The sequence below is a fragment of the Streptomyces sp. NPDC057623 genome, assembly GCF_042800355.1.
Classification (GTDB): domain Bacteria; phylum Actinomycetota; class Actinomycetes; order Streptomycetales; family Streptomycetaceae; genus Streptomyces.
The window spans coordinates 54,065-71,324 of record NZ_JBHVGZ010000056.1 but is presented as its reverse complement, the minus strand read 5'-3'; the positions used below and the strand labels follow the sequence as shown (position 1 = coordinate 71,324).

The following is a 17,260-nucleotide window of genomic DNA, read 5'->3' as shown; positions in this document are numbered from 1 at the left end:
GCGTATACGGACTTGGACGTGCCACTTGCTGCTTCCCTCGATTCCTTACAGGACAACCCTATTGGGTCCCTGTCCGGGATCTTCGGGGCCCCTCAGCGACGCCGAACACCTCATGCTCGCTGTCGGGGTGGAAGTCCCGCAAAGGCTTGATGAGGCGCTGCAACTCACTAGCAACATGCGCGTGCAGGTCATCCGGGGTGAACGTGACCACACCCTCGCCTGGCCGGGCACCGGCCAGGAGGTCTTCCACACTGGGTAGGAACCGAGATGGGCTATTCCCGTTCTCAGGGCCTTGGCTCTCGTGCTCGTCCAGTGACTTGACTGGCCCAACGTCGATTCCGATCTGGGTCTCGAACCAGACCTTGCCAGCCCCGACGAAGTGGTACTTCGCGCCCGAAGCGCGAATCTGGTTCTGATACGGGACGACTTCTCCGAAAGTCGCGTCACGGATCTGCTCCACCGCCTGCCGGAACCGGCGAGGCACGTCGGCACCCCACACCTCCCCCTCTTCGGCGCCGATCAGCGTGCGCAGCCGCCTCTGGGCGAGCACCCGATCCGCACAGAACGCCGCCCACACTCCTATCAGGGTGATCATCGGTGCCAGGTAGGCGAGCGGCGCAAGCAGTCCCATCCCACCGGCCGCGCAGGCCAGGGCCATGAGGCCTCGGCGCAGCCACAACAGCCGCTCCGCCTGCGCACACGCGGTCAGTACGGCCTCCAAGTCGAAGCCGTGCGACGGCACCGGCCGCCCGCCGGTAGCTATTCGGTGGCGTACCCAGCGCACGTACTCATGTCCGACGAGCACTCGCGGCTGCTTGCGCTCGGTAGGCTCGTCGTCGTCAAACGGCTTCTTCAGCGCATCCTTGTCACCATCGAGTGCGCGCTTGGTGGCCTGCTCCCGACGCCGCTCACGCATCCTCTTCGGTGTAAGCGTGTCACCCAGCTTCTTGGCCTTCTTCCGCCGCCATTTTCTGAGGTTCTTAGCGAACTCCTCGGCTCTGTCGGGCCGCAGATGTGCCACCGCGCACAATAATCGCGTGGGCTCGGTCATCCCGCCCTGTCCGTTGCCGGGTTGGCTGTTGCCACCCGCCGCTTGCCGTGGAACCGCCGGCACCTTCAGCAGCGATCCTGCCCCACCTGCCCACGCGTCCCCAGATCCGAGTGAATCCGTTTCCATGCGCCCCCGTCCATCAGCACGACAAACGATCGTGCCCCACGGAGGCGTTCGCTGCCTACTACGCCCAGGCATGCCAATCAGGCCAAAATCGATGCGCAGGGCGCAGGTTCAGGGATTCGCCGAGCCACCCCGCCGGATGACGTGTGTGGTAGTGGTTACAACTGCAGTCCGGGACAGGCGAGTTCGGCCCGAAAAACAAGGCGAGGACGCGGCCGAGGAGGAAGAAGCCGATAGCGGTCATCATGAAGAGGTTGCCGATCGCCTTGTGGTTGGTCGTCGTCGCCCAGCCCAGCAACGCCCCCTCCAGGTCTCCGATGCGGCCGGGCTCCGGTCTCGCACGCGCCGGCTCGGTCCTGATGTCCACCGCAAATGCGCCGCTGCCGGGGCATTCGACCCGTGCACCTCACCTGATGTCGCTGATCCCGGTGCGGTCAGTGACGGCCGCCCGGCCCGCCTCCAGTCGGGCCGCCGGAACGCGGAACGGCGAGCAGGAGACGTAGTCCAGGCCTACGCGGTGGAAGAAGTGGATGGAGTCGGGGTCGCCGCCGTGCTCGCCGCACACCCCGGTCTGCAGGCCGGGGTTGACGGCGCGTCCGGCCTCGACGGCCAGCTCCACGAGCCGTCCGACGCCTTCCTGGTCGATCGACTCGAACGGCGACACTCCGAAGACTCCCTTCTCCAGGTACAGAGGGAAGAAGGAGGCCTCGGCGTCGTCGCGGGACAGGCCCCAGGTGGTCTGGGTGAGGTCGTTGGTTCCGAAGGAGAAGAAGTCGGCGGACTCGGCGATGCGTCCGGCGGTGAGGGCGGCGCGCGGCAGCTCGATCATCGTGCCGATCGGGCAGTCGAGGGTCGTGCCGGTCTCGGCCGCGACCTCGGCGAGGACGCGTTCCGTCTCGGCGCGGGCCAGGCGCAGTTCTTCGACCGTGCCGACGAGCGGGATCATGATCTCGGCGTGAGGTCGGCCGCCCGCGCCGAGGCGGTCGATGACGGCATCGGCGACGGCCCGTACCTGCATCGCCATCAGACCGGGCACGGCGAGGCCCAGTCGCACACCGCGCAGACCGAGCATCGGGTTCTGCTCGTGCATCCGCTCGACGGCCTGGAGGAGTTCGCGGTCGTGCGGGTCAGGGTGCACCGCGGAGGCGAGGCGGACGGCGAGCTCCGTGCGGTCCGGCAGGAACTCGTGCAGCGGCGGGTCCAGCAGCCGAATTGTCACGGGCAGCCCGTCCATCGCCTTCAAGATGCCGGTGAAGTCCTCCCGTTGCAGGGGCAGCAGGTCGGCGAGGGCCGCCTCGCGCGCGGTGTCGTCGCGGGCCAGGATCATCGCCTCGACCAGTGCCCTGCGCTCACCGAGGAACATGTGCTCGGTGCGGCACAGGCCGATGCCCTGGGCGCCGAGGGCGCGGGCCCGGGCGGCATCCTCTGGCGTGTCGGCGTTGGCCCGCACCTCCAGGCCGCGCACGGAGTCGGCGTGGGCCAGCGCGCCCAGGACAGCCCGCGTCAGCTGTCCGGTACCCGTGCCGGTTTCCAGGGCGCGGCCGACGTCGGACGCGGTGAGCGGGAGCGCGCCGAGGTGGACGGTGCCGGCGGTGCCGTCGACGGAGAGGGTGTCGCCCTCTTGCACGACGACGCCCGTTTCCGTGGTGAACCGACGGGCGACCGGGTCGACGGCCAGGGCCTCGGCGCCGCACACGCACACCTTTCCCATGCCGCGCGCCACGACGGCGGCGTGGCTGGTCTTGCCGCCCCGGCTGGTCAGCACCGCCTGCGCGGCGATCATGCCGGGCAGGTCGTCGGGGGTGGTCTCCCTGCGGACCAGGACCGTGTGCTCGCCGGCCGCGGCGCGCCGTACGGCCTCGGCGGAGTCGAAGACGGCGACGCCTACCGCGGTGCCGGGCGAGGCAGGCACGCCGTGGGCGAGGGGGACGTCGGCCGGGGTGGCGTCGAAACGGGGGAACATCAACCGGGTCAGTGCGGCGCCGTCGACCCGCATCAGGGCCTCGTCGGTGCTGATCGTGCCGTCGTCACCGAGGTCGTGGGCGATACGGAAAGCGGCCTCGGCGGTGCGCTTACCGACGCGGGTCTGGAGGATCCACAGTTTGCCGCGCTCGACGGTGAACTCGACGTCGCACAGGTCGCGGTAGTGGGCCTCCAGGGCGCGCAGGTGGTCGCCGAGTTCGATGTACGTGCGCGGGGCGAGGATCTTGAGTTCGCTCAGCGGCAGCGCGTCGCGGACTCCCGCGACGACGTCCTCGCCCTGGGCGTCGGGCAGGTAGTCGCCGTACATGCCGCTCTCGCCGGTGGCGGGGTCACGGGTGAAGGCAACGCCGGTGCCCGAGTCGGTGCCGAGGTTACCGAAGACCATCACCTGGATGTTGACGGCGGTGCCGAGGTCCTCGGGAATGTGTTCGCGGTGGCGGTAGATGCGGGCGCGTTCGCCGTTCCACGAGTCGAAGACCGCGCGGATGGCGCGGGCGAGCTGGTCGGCGGGGTCCTGCGGGAACTCCTCGCCCGTCTCCTTGCGAATGATGTCCTTGAACTCCTCGGTGAGCTTGACGAGTTCGGCGGTGTCGAGGTCGTGGTCGGTGGCGAGGGCGCGCTGGGCCTTGTGGGCGGCGATGGCCTGCTCGAACAGCTCGCCGTCAACGCCCATCACGGTGCGGCCGAACATCTGGATGAGGCGCCGGTAGGAGTCCCAGGCGAACCGTTCCTGCCCGGAGGCCTTGGCGAGCCCGGTGACGGACCGGTCGTTGAGGCCGATGTCGAGGATGGTCTCCATCATGCCGGGCATGGAGAAGCGGGCGCCGGAGCGCACGGACACCAGCAGGGGGTCGTCGGGCGCGCCGAGGGTGCGGCCCATGGCCCGCTCCAGGGCGGCCAGCGAGTGGGCCGCCTCGACGCCGAGCTCGTCCGGTTCCTCGCCCGTGGCCAGGTAGACCTTGCAGGCCTCGGTGGTGACAGTGAAGCCCGGCGGTACGGGCAGGCCGAGCCGGGTCATCTCGGCGAGGCCGGCTCCCTTGCCGCCGAGGAGTGCGGCCATGTCACGGCTGCCTTCGGTGAATTCGTACACGTACTTGGTGGGCACGCTCATCAGGCCTCGGCCTCTCACTCGTGGGGGACGACGGCCACGGGGCAGCCGACGTGATGGATCGCGGCGTGCGTGACAGGTCCGGTGCGGGCGCCCGTCGGGCGTTCAGTCACCCGGCGGCCGACCACGAGGAGACTCACCCCGGTGGCGGCCCGAACCAGCACGGACTGGGCGCGGCCCTCGATCACGGTCTCCACCACCTCGACCTCGGGGTATTTGTCCCTCCATACCTTCATAACGGCGGTGAGGAAGCCGAGCCACTCGTCGGCCTGTTCCGGGCCGCTCACCAGGCCGATGTCGCCGGGGCCGAGCCCCAACGGGGACGGTGCCTGCCAGGCGTGCACGACGTGCAGGCGCGCGCCGCGCAGCCGAGCCGCCTCGAAGGCGAACTCGATCACCTCGTCGCAGGGGTCGCCAAGGTCGATGCCCAGGACGACGTCCCGGTAGCCGGTGCGGGTGGACGGGCTGCCGTCGTCGGCCGGAAGGTGCTCGTCCGACGCTTCCTCCCCCGCCCGGACGAGGACGACCGGCCGGACGGCCCGTGCCACCGCGCCTAGGGCGACCGACCCGACCAGGAACCCGGTGAATCCGCTGAGGCCGCGAGAGCCCTGCACCAGCAGGTCGGCCTGTTCGGCGGCGTGCACGAGTGCGGTGATCGCGGGTCCCTCGATCTGCTCGTCGTCGAGTTTGACGTCTGGGCAGGCACGACGGATGCGGTGCTCGGCCTGGGGCAGCACGCGCCGGGCCAGATAGCGCTGGGCTGCCGTCGCCGGCTCGCCGGCCCACTGGCGGGGGTGCCAGTTCCAGGCGTGCACCAGACGCAGCGGCTGGTCGCGGCGCGCCGCCTCACGGGCGGCCCACTCGGCAGCGGCGAGACTCTCGGCGGATCCGTCGACTCCGGCCATGACGAGCGGAAGCACGGCGTACACCTCCTGCGCTCGGTTTCTCCTCGGTGCCAGCCTCGTCCCACGGCCTGCCGGCGGGTATGGGCCGCCAGGGCTCCGATCAGGGACCGTTCGGCCCCTGCGTACGGGCGGGCCGCGCGGCGACGCTGGGCTTGCCCGGGGCCGAGTTCCCCCTGGGCGGAAGGCGGCACATCATGGAACGAGTGATCATCACCGGCGTCGACAGGTCGGCACGCAGCCGTGCCGCCGCCGACTGGGCCGCGCGCGAGGCGCTGTTGCGTGGGCTGCCCCTGCGGGTGGTCCATGTGGCGCCGCCGGACGGTCCGGATCCGACCGAGCAGTGGCCGTACCCCCCGGCGACGGTAGCGGACCGCGTGGCGGCCGAACTCACCCACCGGCACCCGGCGCTGACGGCCCGCAGCATGAACCTGACCGGGGCGCCCGTGACCGCCCTGCGCGCGCTGGCCGAGGAAGCGGAGCTGCTCGTCCTCGGGCTGCGCGGCGAGGGCGGTCCCACCGGGATCGTCATGGGCCCGACAGCCTCCGCCCCGGCCGCGGAGTGCACCCGCCCGGTGGTCCTGGTGCCGGGCACGCTCGCCGGTGACGGGCCGCCGGGCCGTGCCGACGCCGTGACTCTGGGGATCGACGCCCGCAATCCGGCGGGCGGCGCTACCGGCCTCGCCTTCGAAGCGGCCCGGCTGCGCGGCGCGCGGCTGCACGCAGTGCACGCCTGGACCCTGCCGGCCCGGGCAGCCGAATCACCCCTCCCCGTGTTGGAGGAGGACCGCGCCACCTGGGAGGACGACGAGGTGCAGCGGCTGTCGGACGCCCTGCGGCCCTGGCGCGGCAAGTATCCGGAAGTCGACGTCCTGGAGGACGTCGTACTGCTCACTCCGGAGAAGGCGCTCGCTCACGCCGCCGGGAACTCCGCCTTGGTGGTGGCCGGACGCCGTTCGGGCGGCACGGCGCTCGCCCTGCTGCGACATGCCAAGTGCCCGGTCGCCGTCGTGCCCGCGTGACCCGTGTCGTCGCTGTATCGGTCCGCCCCGGTCGGCCCGTCGGCTTGGGTCGTTCGGCCCATGCGGACCAGGCGACCACGGACCATCGTGGGGGCATGAGGAAACTCGGTCGGATCGCTGTGATCGGCGTCGGGAACGAGTTCCGGCGCGACGACGGCGTGGGCTGGACCGTACTCGCCCGACTGCGCGAGCGGGCCGAGGACCGACCGTTGCCGCCGGACACCGACCTTGCGACCTGCGACGGCGAGCCGGGACGGTTGATCAGCCTGTGGGAGGGCGCCTGGCTCGCCGTGGTCGTCGACGCGGCCCATGCCCACCCGGGCACCCCCGGCCGAGTGCATCGCCTGGAACTCGACGCCGGGCTCCCTGCCCACCCGCCGACCACCAGCTCACACGGGCTGGGACTCGGCGAGGCCGTCGAACTGGCCCGGGTGCTGGACCGTCTGCCGGAGCACCTGGTGGTGTACGCGGTGGAAGGCGCCGAGAGCGACATGGGCAGCGGCCTCTCCCCCGCCGTCGCGGACGCCGTGGAACCGCTGGTGGCGGCCGTCGAGGACGAGATCGCACGCCATGGGGACGCCACAGCCGGGAGGCCGGCATGACCATGCGTCGCTTCCACGTCGAGGGCATCGTCCAGGGCGTCGGTTTCAGACCCTTCGTGTATCGCACCGCGGCCGCGCTCGGTCTGGACGGCTGGGTGGCCAACGTCAACGGGCACGTGGAGGGGGAGGTCGCCGGACCGACGCGGGCCATCGAGGAGTTCGCCGCGCGGCTGCGCAGCGACGCACCGGCCCTCGCCCGGGTGCGCCGCGTCCAGCTGACCGGCGGCACGCGGCAGTCTCCGTACGACACCGGCTTCCAGGTACGGCACAGCGCCCCCGATGACTCGGACAAGGCATCCCGCGAGATCCCGCCCGACGCAGCGATCTGCGATGCCTGCCTGAGCGAGCTGCGCGCCCCCCGCGACCGCCGCTACCGCTATCCGTTCATCAACTGCACGGACTGCGGCCCGCGAGCCACCATCATCGAAGACCTGCCGTACGACCGGATCCGCACGACCATGCGCCGCTTCCCGCTGTGTGGCGCCTGCGCCGCCGAGTACGCCGATCCGGGCGACCGGCGCTTCCACGCGGAACCCGTCGCCTGCCCCGTCTGCGGGCCACGGTTGGCCTGGGAGGAACTGCGCGGCGAGGAGGCGCTGCGGGCGGCGGTGAAGACGGTCGACGAGGGCGGGATCGTCGCGCTGAAGGGGCTGGGCGGCTACCAGTTGGTGTGCGATGCGGGCGATCCGACGGTCGTGGCTGAGCTGCGGCGCCGCAAACGGCGTCCGGCGAAGCCGTTCGCCGTGATGGTCCAGGACATCGAGACGGCCGCGCGGCTGGCGCAGATCGGCGCCGGTGAGCGCCAGACCCTGCGCTCTGCGGAGCGGCCCGTTGTGCTGCTCGGCAGGCGTCGGTGGCGAGGGCGAACGGCTCCACTCGCTCCCGAAGTCCACCCCGGCCTGACCCGGGTCGGCCTGTTCCTCCCCACGAGCGGTCTGCACCACCTCCTCCTCGACGAGCTGGCCCGGCCCGTCGTGATCACCAGCGGCAATCTCAGCGACGAGCCGATCGCCATCGACGACGAGGAAGCCCAGAGCGCCCTGGCCGCCGTCGCGGACGGATTCCTCACGCACGACCGGCCGATCCGGTCGCGGTACGACGACTCCGTGGTGCAGTTCACCGGGCGGACCCGGATCACGATCCGCAGGGCGCGCGGGTTCGCCCCCGCCCCGCTGCCGCTTCCCGTACGGGAGCCGGTGGCCGGCGTCGGCGCCCAGCTGAAGCACACCTTCACGCTGGCCGCCGACGGAAGGGCCCATATCGGACCGCACACCGGGGACATGGCCGATCTGCCGGCCTACGACGCGTTCCTTGCGTCGTACGAGCACCTCAAGGAGCTCACTGGCATCGAACCGGTGGTCCTCGCCCACGATCTGCACCCTGGCTACTTGTCCACGCAGTGGGCCGAGGCGCAACCGCTGCGCCGGATCCCGGTGCAGCACCACCACGCGCATGTCGCCGCCTGCGCGGCCGAGCACAGGGTGCCGGGGCGCTTCCTCGGCATCGCCTACGACGGGCTGGGGCTGGGCGACGACGGTACCTTGTGGGGCGGCGAGATCCTCGTCGCCAGTCTGAGCGGCTACCGCCGCGTGGGCCGGTTCGCCACGGCGCCCCTGCCCGGCAGCGACGCGGCGGTACGCCATCCCTCCCGCACGGCCCTCGGCCATCTGCTGGGCGGTGAGGCGCTGGGCTCACCGCGCCCGTACCCCTGGCTCACCCGGCCCTTCACCGACCGGCTCGACCCGGCCGAGGCCGCGGCGGTGCGCGCCATGATCGCGCGGGACGTCAACTGCCCGCGGGCCTCGAGCGCCGGACGGCTCTTCGACACGGCGGCCGCACTGCTCGGCCTCGCCGACCAGGTGAGTTACGAGGGTGAGGCGGCCGTCCTGCTCGAAGCGACGGCCGGCGACGAGCATGCCGTACCGCTCGCCCATCGGGTCGTACGGTCGCAGGGCCTGTGGGTGTACGACCCGACACCGAGCCTGGCCGATCTGCTGCGGCGGCAGCTGGACGGGGAGCCGGTGGCACAACTGGCTGCGGCCTTCCATCTGACGCTCGCGATCGTCACCGCCGAGCTCGTCGCGCGGACCGTTGCCGAGGGTGCGCCGCGCACGGTGTGCCTGGGCGGCGGCTGCTTCGTCAACCGGCGGCTGCTGACCGAGGTGAAGCGCCGGCTGCAGGCGCAGGGGCTGCGGGTGCTGGTCGGCGGTCAGGTCCCGGTCGGGGACGGCGGCATCAGCTATGGCCAGGCGGCGGTCGCGGTCGCACGACTGGCCGAGGAGGGGTGAGCGCGCATGTGTCTGGGCATCCCGGGCCGGGTCCTGGAGATCCACGACGACGCCGGACTGCGCATGGCGACCGTCGACTTCGGCGGCATACGACGCGAGGCCTGCCTGAGCTGCACACCCGAGGCGGACGTCGGGTCGTACGTCATCGTGCACGTCGGCTTCGCGATCACCCAGGTCGACGAGGCGGAGGCACAGCGCACGCTCGAGGTGCTGCGGGCGATGGCGGGCGCTGTCGAGGGTGAGCTGGGTGAGCCGCTGCCCTGACCGTCAGTCAGTCGCTCTCCTCGAGAACCGCCGGGCAGTAACGATGAGGCATGGTGACCGGCCTGCCATCTGCTCGGCGAGGCGCCGGGCGCCCCGTCCAGAATGAGCCCATCCTGGACAACGGATCGGCCTTCCTCGTGCGACTCCCCGCCCTGGGGCCCGGTCGGCCCGTCAAGAGGGCCGGTCAGCCCCTGCCGCAGGCACCCCTCGCGGTCGCAACCTGACGGTGGAGGAGCACGGAGCCGCCCGGACAAGGAGGACCGTCATGACCGCCATCGCAGCCCCTGCCGTGCTCGACCGGGACGGCCTGAACACCCTGGTCGCGGCACTGGTGGCAAAGGGGCGGACCGTGGTCGGGCCGACCGTGCGGGACGGTGCGATCGTGCTGGCCGAGCTGACCTCGGCCGACGCGTTGCCCTACGGCTGGGGGGTCGAGCTGGACGCCGGACGCTATCGGCTGGTCCACCGCGAGGACGGGGCCGCCTTCGCACACAGCGCGGGGCCGCAGTCGTGGAAGTCCTACCTGCACCCGTCGCGGGAGCGGCTGTGGAGCGCCGACCGGACGCCGGACGGGGACATCCACTTCACCCCGCACGAGCCGGACCCGCCGTCGTACGCCTTCCTCGGCGTCCGCCCCTGTGACCTGCGGGCCATCGCTATCCAGGACAAGGTGCTGACCGGCGGGCGGTACGAGGACACCGGGTACGGGAAGCGGCGTTCCGGAGCGTTCCTGATCGCCGCCGAATGCACAGAACCCGGGGCCACCTGCTTCTGCGTGTCCACCGGCGGCGGCCCCGCGGCCGACCCCGGATACGACCTGGCGCTGACCGAGGTCGTGGACACGGACGGGCACCGCTTCCTCGTGCGCGTCGGCAGCCAGGCAGGCGCCGAGTTGCTGGAGCAGCTGCCCCACCGCGCCGCCGACCAGGACACCGAGGCCACCGCCCGTACTCTCGTGGACGCCGCACGCGACCGCATGGGCCGCGCACTGCCGCCGGTCGACCTGCGTGCCCTGATGGGCGCGAGCCTGGATGCCGAGCGCTGGGACGACGTGGCCGCCCGGTGTCTGACCTGCGGCAACTGCACCATGGTCTGCCCGACCTGCTTCTGCACCACCACCGAGGAGGTCACCGACCTCACCGGTGACCACACCGAGCGCTGGCAGCGCTGGGACTCCTGCTTCGACCTGGACTTCTCGTATCTGCACGGCGGCCCGGTCCGCTCCTCCGCCCGCGGCCGCTACCGGCAGTGGCTCACCCACAAGCTCTCCACCTGGCACGACCAGTTCGACACGACCGGATGCGTCGGCTGCGGGCGCTGTATCACCTGGTGCCCGGCCGGTATCGACATCACAGAGGAAGTCGCCGCTCTGGACGCCGAACGCGCCGAGCACGCGGAACACGCGGGTCCCGGAACGGAGACGGACTGATGCCTCCCTCGATCGCCCTGCGCATGAACCACGCTCTGCCCGTCGAGCACCGCGAACCGCTGCTGCGCGTCGGCCGTGAGGTGAGCTTCGCGCAGGGCACCCGCCTGTTCGAGGAGGGCGGTCACGCAAACCGCTTCTGGATCATCCGTGACGGTACGGCCGCCCTCGACATGCATGTGCCCGGCCGCCGGCCGCCGGTCATCGAGACACTCGGCATCGGCGACCTCGTCGGCTGGTCCTGGCTCTACGAGCCGTACGTCTGGCAGCTGGGCGCCGAGACCTTGACCCCGCTGTGCGCCTACGAGTTCGACGCCGTCGCCGTCCGGCTCATGTGCCTGAACGACCCCGAGTTCGGGCGTGCCGTCGAGCACTGGGTCGGCCGGGTGCTGGCACACCGGCTCAACGCGACCCGCGCCCGGCTGCTCGACCTGTACGGGATCCACGAGAAGGATCCGCGATGACCGCCGTACCGGTGCCCCATCGCGTGGTCGCCCGCCGTCCGGAGACCGCGGACACGGTCACGCTGCGTCTGGAACCGGTCGGCGCGGCGCTGGAGGACTTCGCTCCGGGGCAGTTCGCGATGGTGCACTCCTTCGGCCGCGGTGAGATCCCCGTCTCGGTGAGTTCCGTGCAAGCCACGGGCGGCCTGGCGCACACGATCCGTTCGGTGGGTGCGGTCTCCGACGGGCTGTGCACGGCGCGGGTCGGCGATGTCGTCGGCCTGCGCGGTCCGTACGGCAACAGCTGGGAACTGGAGCGGGCGCGCGGCGGTGACGTGCTGGTCGTGGCTGGCGGCATCGGTCTCGCCCCGCTGCGGCCGCTGATCCTGAGCGCCCTGGCCGAGCCGGAGGCGTATCGCCGTGTCAACGTCCTGGTCGGGGCACGCACGCCGGGCGACGTGATCGCCCGGCAGGAGATCGAGAGCTGGCCCACGGCGTTCACCGGAGTGACGGTCGACCGGCCCGACCCGGACTGGCGCGGGGACGTCGGCGTGGTCACCCAGCTGCTGGGGCGTGCGCACTTCGAGCCGGGCAGCACCTGGGCGTTCGTGTGCGGGCCGGAGCCGATGATCCGTGCCGCCGCACGCGAACTCGCCCAGCGGGGTGTCTCCCGCGACCGTATCCGCGTCTCGCTGGAGCGGAACATGCGCTGTGCGACAGGGCACTGCGGGCACTGCCAGCTCGGCCCCCTGCTGTTGTGCCAGGTGGGCCCCGTCGTGGACTGGGAGGGCGCGGAACCCCTTCTGTCAGTAAGGGAGTTGTGAGATGGCACCCACACTCGCGGTGTTCAAGCTGGCCTCCTGTGACGGCTGCCAGCTCACCCTGCTGGACTGCGAGGACGAACTCCTGGCGCTGGCGGGCGAGGTGGAGATCGCCCACTTCCTGGAGGCGTCCAGTGCGGTGGCGCCCGGACCGTACGACCTGTCCCTCGTCGAGGGCTCCGTCACCACGGCCGACGACGCCGAGCGGGTCCGCGCGATCCGGGCGGCCTCGCGCCACCTGGTGACCATCGGGGCGTGCGCGACCGCCGGGGGCATTCAGGCACTCAGGAACTTCGCGGACGTCGACGAGTACCGGCGCGTGGTGTACGCGCACCCGGAGTACGTCGAGACCCTCACCACCTCCACGCCCGTGTCGGCGCATGTGGACGTCGACTTCGAGCTGCGCGGCTGCCCGATCGACCGGCGTCAGCTCATCGAGGTGATCACCGCGTTCCTCGCCGACCGCAAGCCGGACGTCCCGGACCACAGCGTGTGCTTCGAGTGCAAGCGGCGCGGCACTGTCTGCGTCATCGTCGCTCACGGCACGCCCTGTCTCGGACCGGTCACCCATGCCGGGTGCGGAGCGCTGTGCCCGGCGTACGGCCGCGGCTGCTTCGGCTGCTTCGGCCCGTCCGGGTCGGTGAACCTGCCCGCTCTGATCCCGCTGCTGCGCCGCGACGGTCTCGACGACGACGCGGTGGAGCGGTTCCTGCACACCTTCAACGCCACAGCGTTCGAGAAGATCGAGAAGGAGTCGGCCAAGTGACGCACCGCGGTTCCCGTCTGCTGCACGTCGGCTCGCTGTCCCGGGTCGAGGGCGAGGGTGCGCTGCGCCTGCACGTCCACGACGGCACGGTCACCGAGGCGCGGCTGGAGATCTACGAGCCGCCGCGCTTCTTCGAGGCGTTCCTGCGCGGCCGTTCGTACACCGAACCGCCGGACATCACGGCGCGGGTGTGCGGGATCTGCCCGGTGGCGTACCAGATGAGTGCCTGCGCGGCGATCGAGGACGCGTGCGGGGTCACGGTCGATCCGGCGATCCGTGATCTGCGCCGGCTGCTGTACTGCGGCGAGTGGATCGAGAGCCAGGCCCTGCACATCTATCTGCTGCACGCCCCGGACTTCCTGGGCCGCGCGAGCGCGATCGAGCTGGCCCGCACACACCGGACCGAGGTCGAGCGAGGGCTCAGGCTGAAGAAGGCCGGAAACTCCCTCATGGAGTTGCTCGGCGGTCGGGCCGTGCATCCCGTCAACGTACGTCTCGGCGGCTTTTACCGGGCGCCCACACGCGACGAACTCCGGCCGATCGCAGAGGAGTTGAAGCAGGCACTCGACGACGCGTGGGACACCGTGCGCTGGGTCGCGGGCTTCGAGTTCCCGGAGGCCAGGGGCGAGGCCGATCTGCTGGCACTGGCCGAGCCGGACACGTACGCCATCGAGAGCGGGACACTGACCGTCCTGCGATCCGACGGGACCACAGGCACCTTCCCCGTACGGGACTTCACCGAGCACGTCACCGAGACACACCTGCCGCACTCCACGGCACTTCACTCGCGGCTCGACGGGCGGCTCCATCTCACCGGCTCCCTCGCCCGGTTCGCGATCAGCGGGGCACGGCTGTCGCCGGTGGCCCTGCAGGCGGCCGTGGAGGCCGGGCTCGGCGATCCGCGCGAGGGGGCTGTGTGCCGCAACCCCTTCCGGTCGATCCTGGTGCGGGCGGTGGAGACGGTGTACGCCGTCGGCGAGGCGCTGCGGATCATCGAGGCGTACGAGCCGCCCGCACGCCCGTACACGGAGGTGCCCCCGGTCGCCGGGGTCGGACACGGGGCCACGGAGGCGCCGCGCGGGCTGCTCTACCACCGCTACGAACTCGACGCCGACGGCATCGTCACCAGCGCGATGCTGGTGCCGCCCACCGCGCAGAACCAGGGCGCGATCGAGGACGACCTGCGGCGACTGACCCAGCGAGCGATCGGTGAGGGCGACCCGGACGACTCCAAGTTGACGGCCCTGTGCGAGCGGGCGATCCGCAATCACGACCCGTGCATCTCCTGCTCCACCCACTTCCTCGACCTGACGGTCGTCCGTACCTGAGGAGCTATGCAGGAGGCTGCAATGTCCGAATCTCCGTACACCGTGAGCGATGTGATGACGCACACTGTCGTCGCCGTCGGCAGTGAGGCGTCCTTCAAGGAGATCGTCGAGCTGCTCGACCAGTGGAAGGTCAGCGCCCTGCCGGTGCTGGCTGGTGAGGGGCGGGTCATCGGGGTGGTCTCAGAGGCCGATCTGCTGCCCAAGGAGCAATTCCGCGACGGCAACGAGGCCGAGAGCGATTTCGGCGAGCGGCTCAAGGCGAGCGCGCTGACCGCGGGTGAGCTGATGAGCACCCCGGCGGTGACCGTGCACGCGAACGCATCGCTGGCCGAGGCGGCGCGCATCATGGCCCGTCGGCGTGTGAAGCGGCTGCCGGTCGTGGACGGCGTCGGCATGCTGGAGGGCATCGTCAGCCGCAGTGACCTGCTGAAGGTGTTTCTGCGGACCGACACCGAGATCGCCGACGAGATCCGCAGCAGTGTGCTGACCCATCTGCCGGTCACCACCGCGCTGGGGGTCTCGGTCACCGAGGGCGTCGTCACGCTGACCGGTTCGATGCCCGAGCGCGGGCTCGTGCCAGTGGTGGCCCGGGCATTGCGGGCAGTCGAGGGAGTCGTCGACGTCCAGGTGGATCTAACCCACCGCTGAAAGGTCCCGACCAGCGATGAAGTACCTCGACGAGTACCGCGATCCCGTCCTCGCCCGGCGCCTGCTGGACGAGCTGCGGCAGACCGTCACGCATCCCTGGCGGATCATGGAGGTGTGCGGCGGCCAGACCCACACCCTCGTCCGCCAGGGCATCGACGAGCTGCTGCCGGCCGGGATGCGGATGATCCACGGCCCGGGCTGCCCGGTCTGCGTAACTCCGCTGGAGACCCTGGACCGGGCCATGGCCGTCGCCGCCCGGCCCGACGTGATCCTCACCAGCTTCGGCGACATGCTGCGCGTGCCCGGCACGGACACCGACCTGCTGTCGCTGCGGGCGCGGGGAGCGGACGTACGCGTGGTCTACGCCCCGATGGACGCCGTACGCCTGGCCGCCGAACACCCCGAGAAGGAGGTCGTCTTCCTCGCGGTCGGCTTCGAGACCACCGCACCCGCCAACGCGACAGCCGTGCTGCACGCGGCCCGCCTCGGGCTCACGAACTTCTCGATGCTCGTCAGTCACGTCCTCGTGCCGCCCGCGATGACCGCGCTGCTGGAGGACCCGGACTGCGAGGTGCAGGCCTTCCTGGCGGCGGGGCATGTGTGTGCGGTGATGGGCTGGCGGGAGTACGAGCCGATCGCCACGAAGTACCGGGTACCGATCGTGGTGACCGGGTTCGAGCCGCTGGACCTGCTGGAAGGCATCCTCATGGCCGTACGGCAGTTGGAGGCGGGTCGGCACAACGTGGAGAACCAGTACGTACGGGCCGTGCGGCGCTCCGGCAACACCGAGGCGCAGGACACGGTGCGTGAGGTGTTCCGGGTCACCGACCGGGCCTGGCGGGGCATCGGGGCGCTGCCCGACAGCGGGCTGGAACTGGCCGAGAAATACCGGCACTTCGATGCCGCCCGGCGCTTCGACGTAGGCGGGCTGTGTCCCGTCGAGGACGCCGAGTGCATCGCCGGCGCCATCCTCACCGGGGCCAGGCTGCCCACCGACTGCGCCGCGTACGGCACCCGCTGCACGCCCCGCCATCCCCTCGGCGCGCCGATGGTGTCGTCCGAGGGCACCTGTGCCGCCTTCCACGCGGCCGGACGCACTCATGTGAGGAGAACGGCATGACCCTCCAATGCCCCACGCCCCACTATGAGGGCGAGGTCGTCCTGCTGGGCCACGGTGCCGGTGGACGCCTCACTTCGGAACTCCTCGACCGGCTGATCCTGCCCGCCCTCGACGGCGACTCGGGTCCCATGGAGGACGCGGCGCTGCTGCCCGGCTACCGGGAACTGGTGATCAGCACCGACAGTTTCGTCGTCAGCCCGCTGTTCTTCCCCGGCGGCGACATCGGGTCCCTCGCTGTCCACGGCACGGTCAACGACCTCGCCATGCGGGGGGCGTGGCCGGTCGCGCTGTCCGTCTCCCTCATCATCGAGGAAGGGCTGCCGCTGACCGAACTCCGGGCGGTTATGGCCTCGTTGGGGAAGGCAGCTCAGGACGCGGGCGCGCCGGTGGTCACCGGTGACACCAAGGTCGTGGGACGCGGTGCCGCCGACAGACTGTTCATCAACACCACCGGCATCGGACAGCGGCACGGCTCGTTGCATCCGTCCGCGGCGCTGGCCCGACCCGGTGACGCGGTCCTGCTGTCCGGGCCGATCGGACTGCACGGTACGACCGTGCTCAGCACCCGTGAGCGCCTCGGCTTCGAGGGTGACATCGCCTCCGACACCCGGCCCCTGCACCGCCTGGTGCGCGCCCTGGTGCCGTTCGGCGCCGATGTCCATGTGCTGCGCGACCCGACGCGCGGCGGGCTCGCCGCCTCCCTCAACGAGATCGCCCGTGACTCGTCGGTCGCCGTCGAGATCGAGGAGAGCGCGGTGCCGGTGCCCGAGCCGGTTGCCTCGGCCTGCGATCTGCTCGGGCTGGACCCGCTGGTCGTCGCCAACGAGGGCTGTCTCGTCGCCTTCGTCGCCGCCGACGCGGCTGAGGCCGTGCTCAGCGCGATGCGGTCGGGAGGCGAGGGCGCAGGAGCGGTACGGATCGGCGAGGTGCTGCCGGACGGGCCGACGGGGCGGGTGACGCTGCGCACGCTGGTGGGCGCCCGGCGGATCGTGGACATGCCGCTCGGGGAGCAGCTGCCGAGGATCTGCTGAGAGAGGTGGCGGCCATGACCACGCCGGCCAGCAACCATGCTGCGGTGGGGCAGCGAGGTTGGGCACGTAGGCGATGGCCAGCACCGCGACGACGCCAAGGATGGAGCCGGTGGTCATCATCGTGCGGGGGCCTCGGCGCTCGAGGATGCGGCCGACGGGGATGCCGGTGGGGGCGGAGACCAGGAGGGCGCCGGAGAAGGCTGCGGTGGTGGCGGTCGTCGACCAGCCGGTGGCGGCCGTGATGCGGGTGTTCAGGACCGGGAGGGCGTAGTAGACGATTCCCCAGCTGGTGATCTGGGTGGTGCACAGTGCGGGCAGGGCGGCGCGAGGCCGT

At 71.3% G+C, this 17,260-nt stretch carries 16 protein-coding genes; 12 read left to right on the top strand and 4 right to left on the bottom strand.

Annotated features, from left to right (window positions below):
- Positions 1-58 precede the first annotated feature (58 nt).
- From ACFU95_RS37890 to ACFU95_RS37875, 4 genes are all read right to left on the bottom strand, one after another.
- Positions 59-1,051, bottom strand: coding sequence for a hypothetical protein (locus tag ACFU95_RS37890; protein ID WP_383837955.1), 993 nt, complete (start codon positions 1,049-1,051; stop codon positions 59-61).
- A 184-nt stretch (positions 1,052-1,235) separates the two neighbouring features.
- Positions 1,236-1,541 (bottom strand): hypothetical protein, encoded by a 306-nt coding sequence (locus ACFU95_RS37885; RefSeq protein ID WP_383837952.1) that lies wholly within the window; start codon positions 1,539-1,541, stop codon positions 1,236-1,238.
- A 39-nt stretch (positions 1,542-1,580) separates the two neighbouring features.
- A complete protein-coding gene (ppdK, locus tag ACFU95_RS37880; RefSeq protein WP_383837949.1) occupies positions 1,581-4,268 on the bottom strand; it encodes a pyruvate, phosphate dikinase in 2,688 nt (895 codons plus the stop codon).
- 14 nt (positions 4,269-4,282) lie between these two features.
- Positions 4,283-5,185 carry a universal stress protein gene (locus tag ACFU95_RS37875; protein ID WP_383837946.1) on the bottom strand — a complete coding sequence of 301 codons (903 nt, stop codon included), beginning with the start codon at positions 5,183-5,185 and terminating at the stop codon, positions 4,283-4,285.
- Between the two features lie 179 nt (positions 5,186-5,364).
- On the opposite strand from ACFU95_RS37875, the gene ACFU95_RS37870 reads away from it, so the two are divergent.
- The 12 genes from ACFU95_RS37870 to hypE all read left to right on the top strand — a co-directional run bounded on the left by ACFU95_RS37870 (position 5,365) and on the right by hypE (position 16,926).
- Positions 5,365-6,189 (top strand): universal stress protein, encoded by an 825-nt coding sequence (locus ACFU95_RS37870; RefSeq protein ID WP_383837943.1) that lies wholly within the window; start codon positions 5,365-5,367, stop codon positions 6,187-6,189.
- 95 nt (positions 6,190-6,284) lie between these two features.
- A complete protein-coding gene (locus ACFU95_RS37865; protein ID WP_383837941.1) occupies positions 6,285-6,791 on the top strand; it encodes a hydrogenase maturation protease in 507 nt (168 codons plus the stop codon).
- Positions 6,788-9,079: a carbamoyltransferase HypF gene (gene hypF, locus ACFU95_RS37860; protein WP_383837938.1), complete on the top strand. Its 2,292-nt coding sequence runs from the start codon at positions 6,788-6,790 to the stop codon at positions 9,077-9,079. The genes ACFU95_RS37865 and hypF overlap by 4 nt, the downstream gene beginning before the upstream one ends.
- Before the next feature lie 6 nt (positions 9,080-9,085).
- Complete coding sequence (locus ACFU95_RS37855) at positions 9,086-9,343, top strand: HypC/HybG/HupF family hydrogenase formation chaperone (RefSeq protein ID WP_383837935.1); 258 nt, start codon at positions 9,086-9,088, stop codon at positions 9,341-9,343.
- A 265-nt stretch (positions 9,344-9,608) separates the two neighbouring features.
- Entirely contained in the window at positions 9,609-10,772 is a 1,164-nt protein-coding gene (locus ACFU95_RS37850) for a 4Fe-4S dicluster domain-containing protein (protein ID WP_383837932.1), read from the top strand.
- On the top strand, positions 10,772-11,233 hold the full coding sequence (locus ACFU95_RS37845; protein ID WP_383837929.1) for a Crp/Fnr family transcriptional regulator: 462 nt from the start codon (positions 10,772-10,774) through the stop codon (positions 11,231-11,233). The genes ACFU95_RS37850 and ACFU95_RS37845 overlap by 1 nt, the downstream gene beginning before the upstream one ends.
- The gene (locus ACFU95_RS37840; RefSeq protein WP_383837927.1) at positions 11,230-12,036 is read left to right on the top strand and encodes an FAD/NAD(P)-binding protein; all 807 of its coding nucleotides are present in this window, start codon (positions 11,230-11,232) and stop codon (positions 12,034-12,036) included. Before ACFU95_RS37845 ends, ACFU95_RS37840 begins: the two co-directional genes overlap by 4 nt.
- A gap of 1 nt (position 12,037) precedes the next feature.
- A complete protein-coding gene (locus ACFU95_RS37835; protein ID WP_383837924.1) occupies positions 12,038-12,799 on the top strand; it encodes an oxidoreductase in 762 nt (253 codons plus the stop codon).
- Positions 12,796-14,127 (top strand): Ni/Fe hydrogenase subunit alpha, encoded by a 1,332-nt coding sequence (locus ACFU95_RS37830; RefSeq protein WP_383837921.1) that lies wholly within the window; start codon positions 12,796-12,798, stop codon positions 14,125-14,127. Before ACFU95_RS37835 ends, ACFU95_RS37830 begins: the two co-directional genes overlap by 4 nt.
- 21 nt (positions 14,128-14,148) lie before the next feature.
- Positions 14,149-14,775, top strand: a complete 627-nt coding sequence (locus tag ACFU95_RS37825; protein ID WP_383837918.1) for a CBS domain-containing protein — start codon at positions 14,149-14,151, stop codon at positions 14,773-14,775.
- Between the two features lie 16 nt (positions 14,776-14,791).
- Entirely contained in the window at positions 14,792-15,895 is a 1,104-nt protein-coding gene (gene hypD / locus ACFU95_RS37820; protein ID WP_383837915.1) for a hydrogenase formation protein HypD, read from the top strand.
- Positions 15,892-16,926 carry a hydrogenase expression/formation protein HypE gene (gene hypE / locus ACFU95_RS37815; protein WP_383837912.1) on the top strand — a complete coding sequence of 345 codons (1,035 nt, stop codon included), beginning with the start codon at positions 15,892-15,894 and terminating at the stop codon, positions 16,924-16,926. Before hypD ends, hypE begins: the two co-directional genes overlap by 4 nt.
- Positions 16,927-17,260 lie beyond the last annotated feature (334 nt).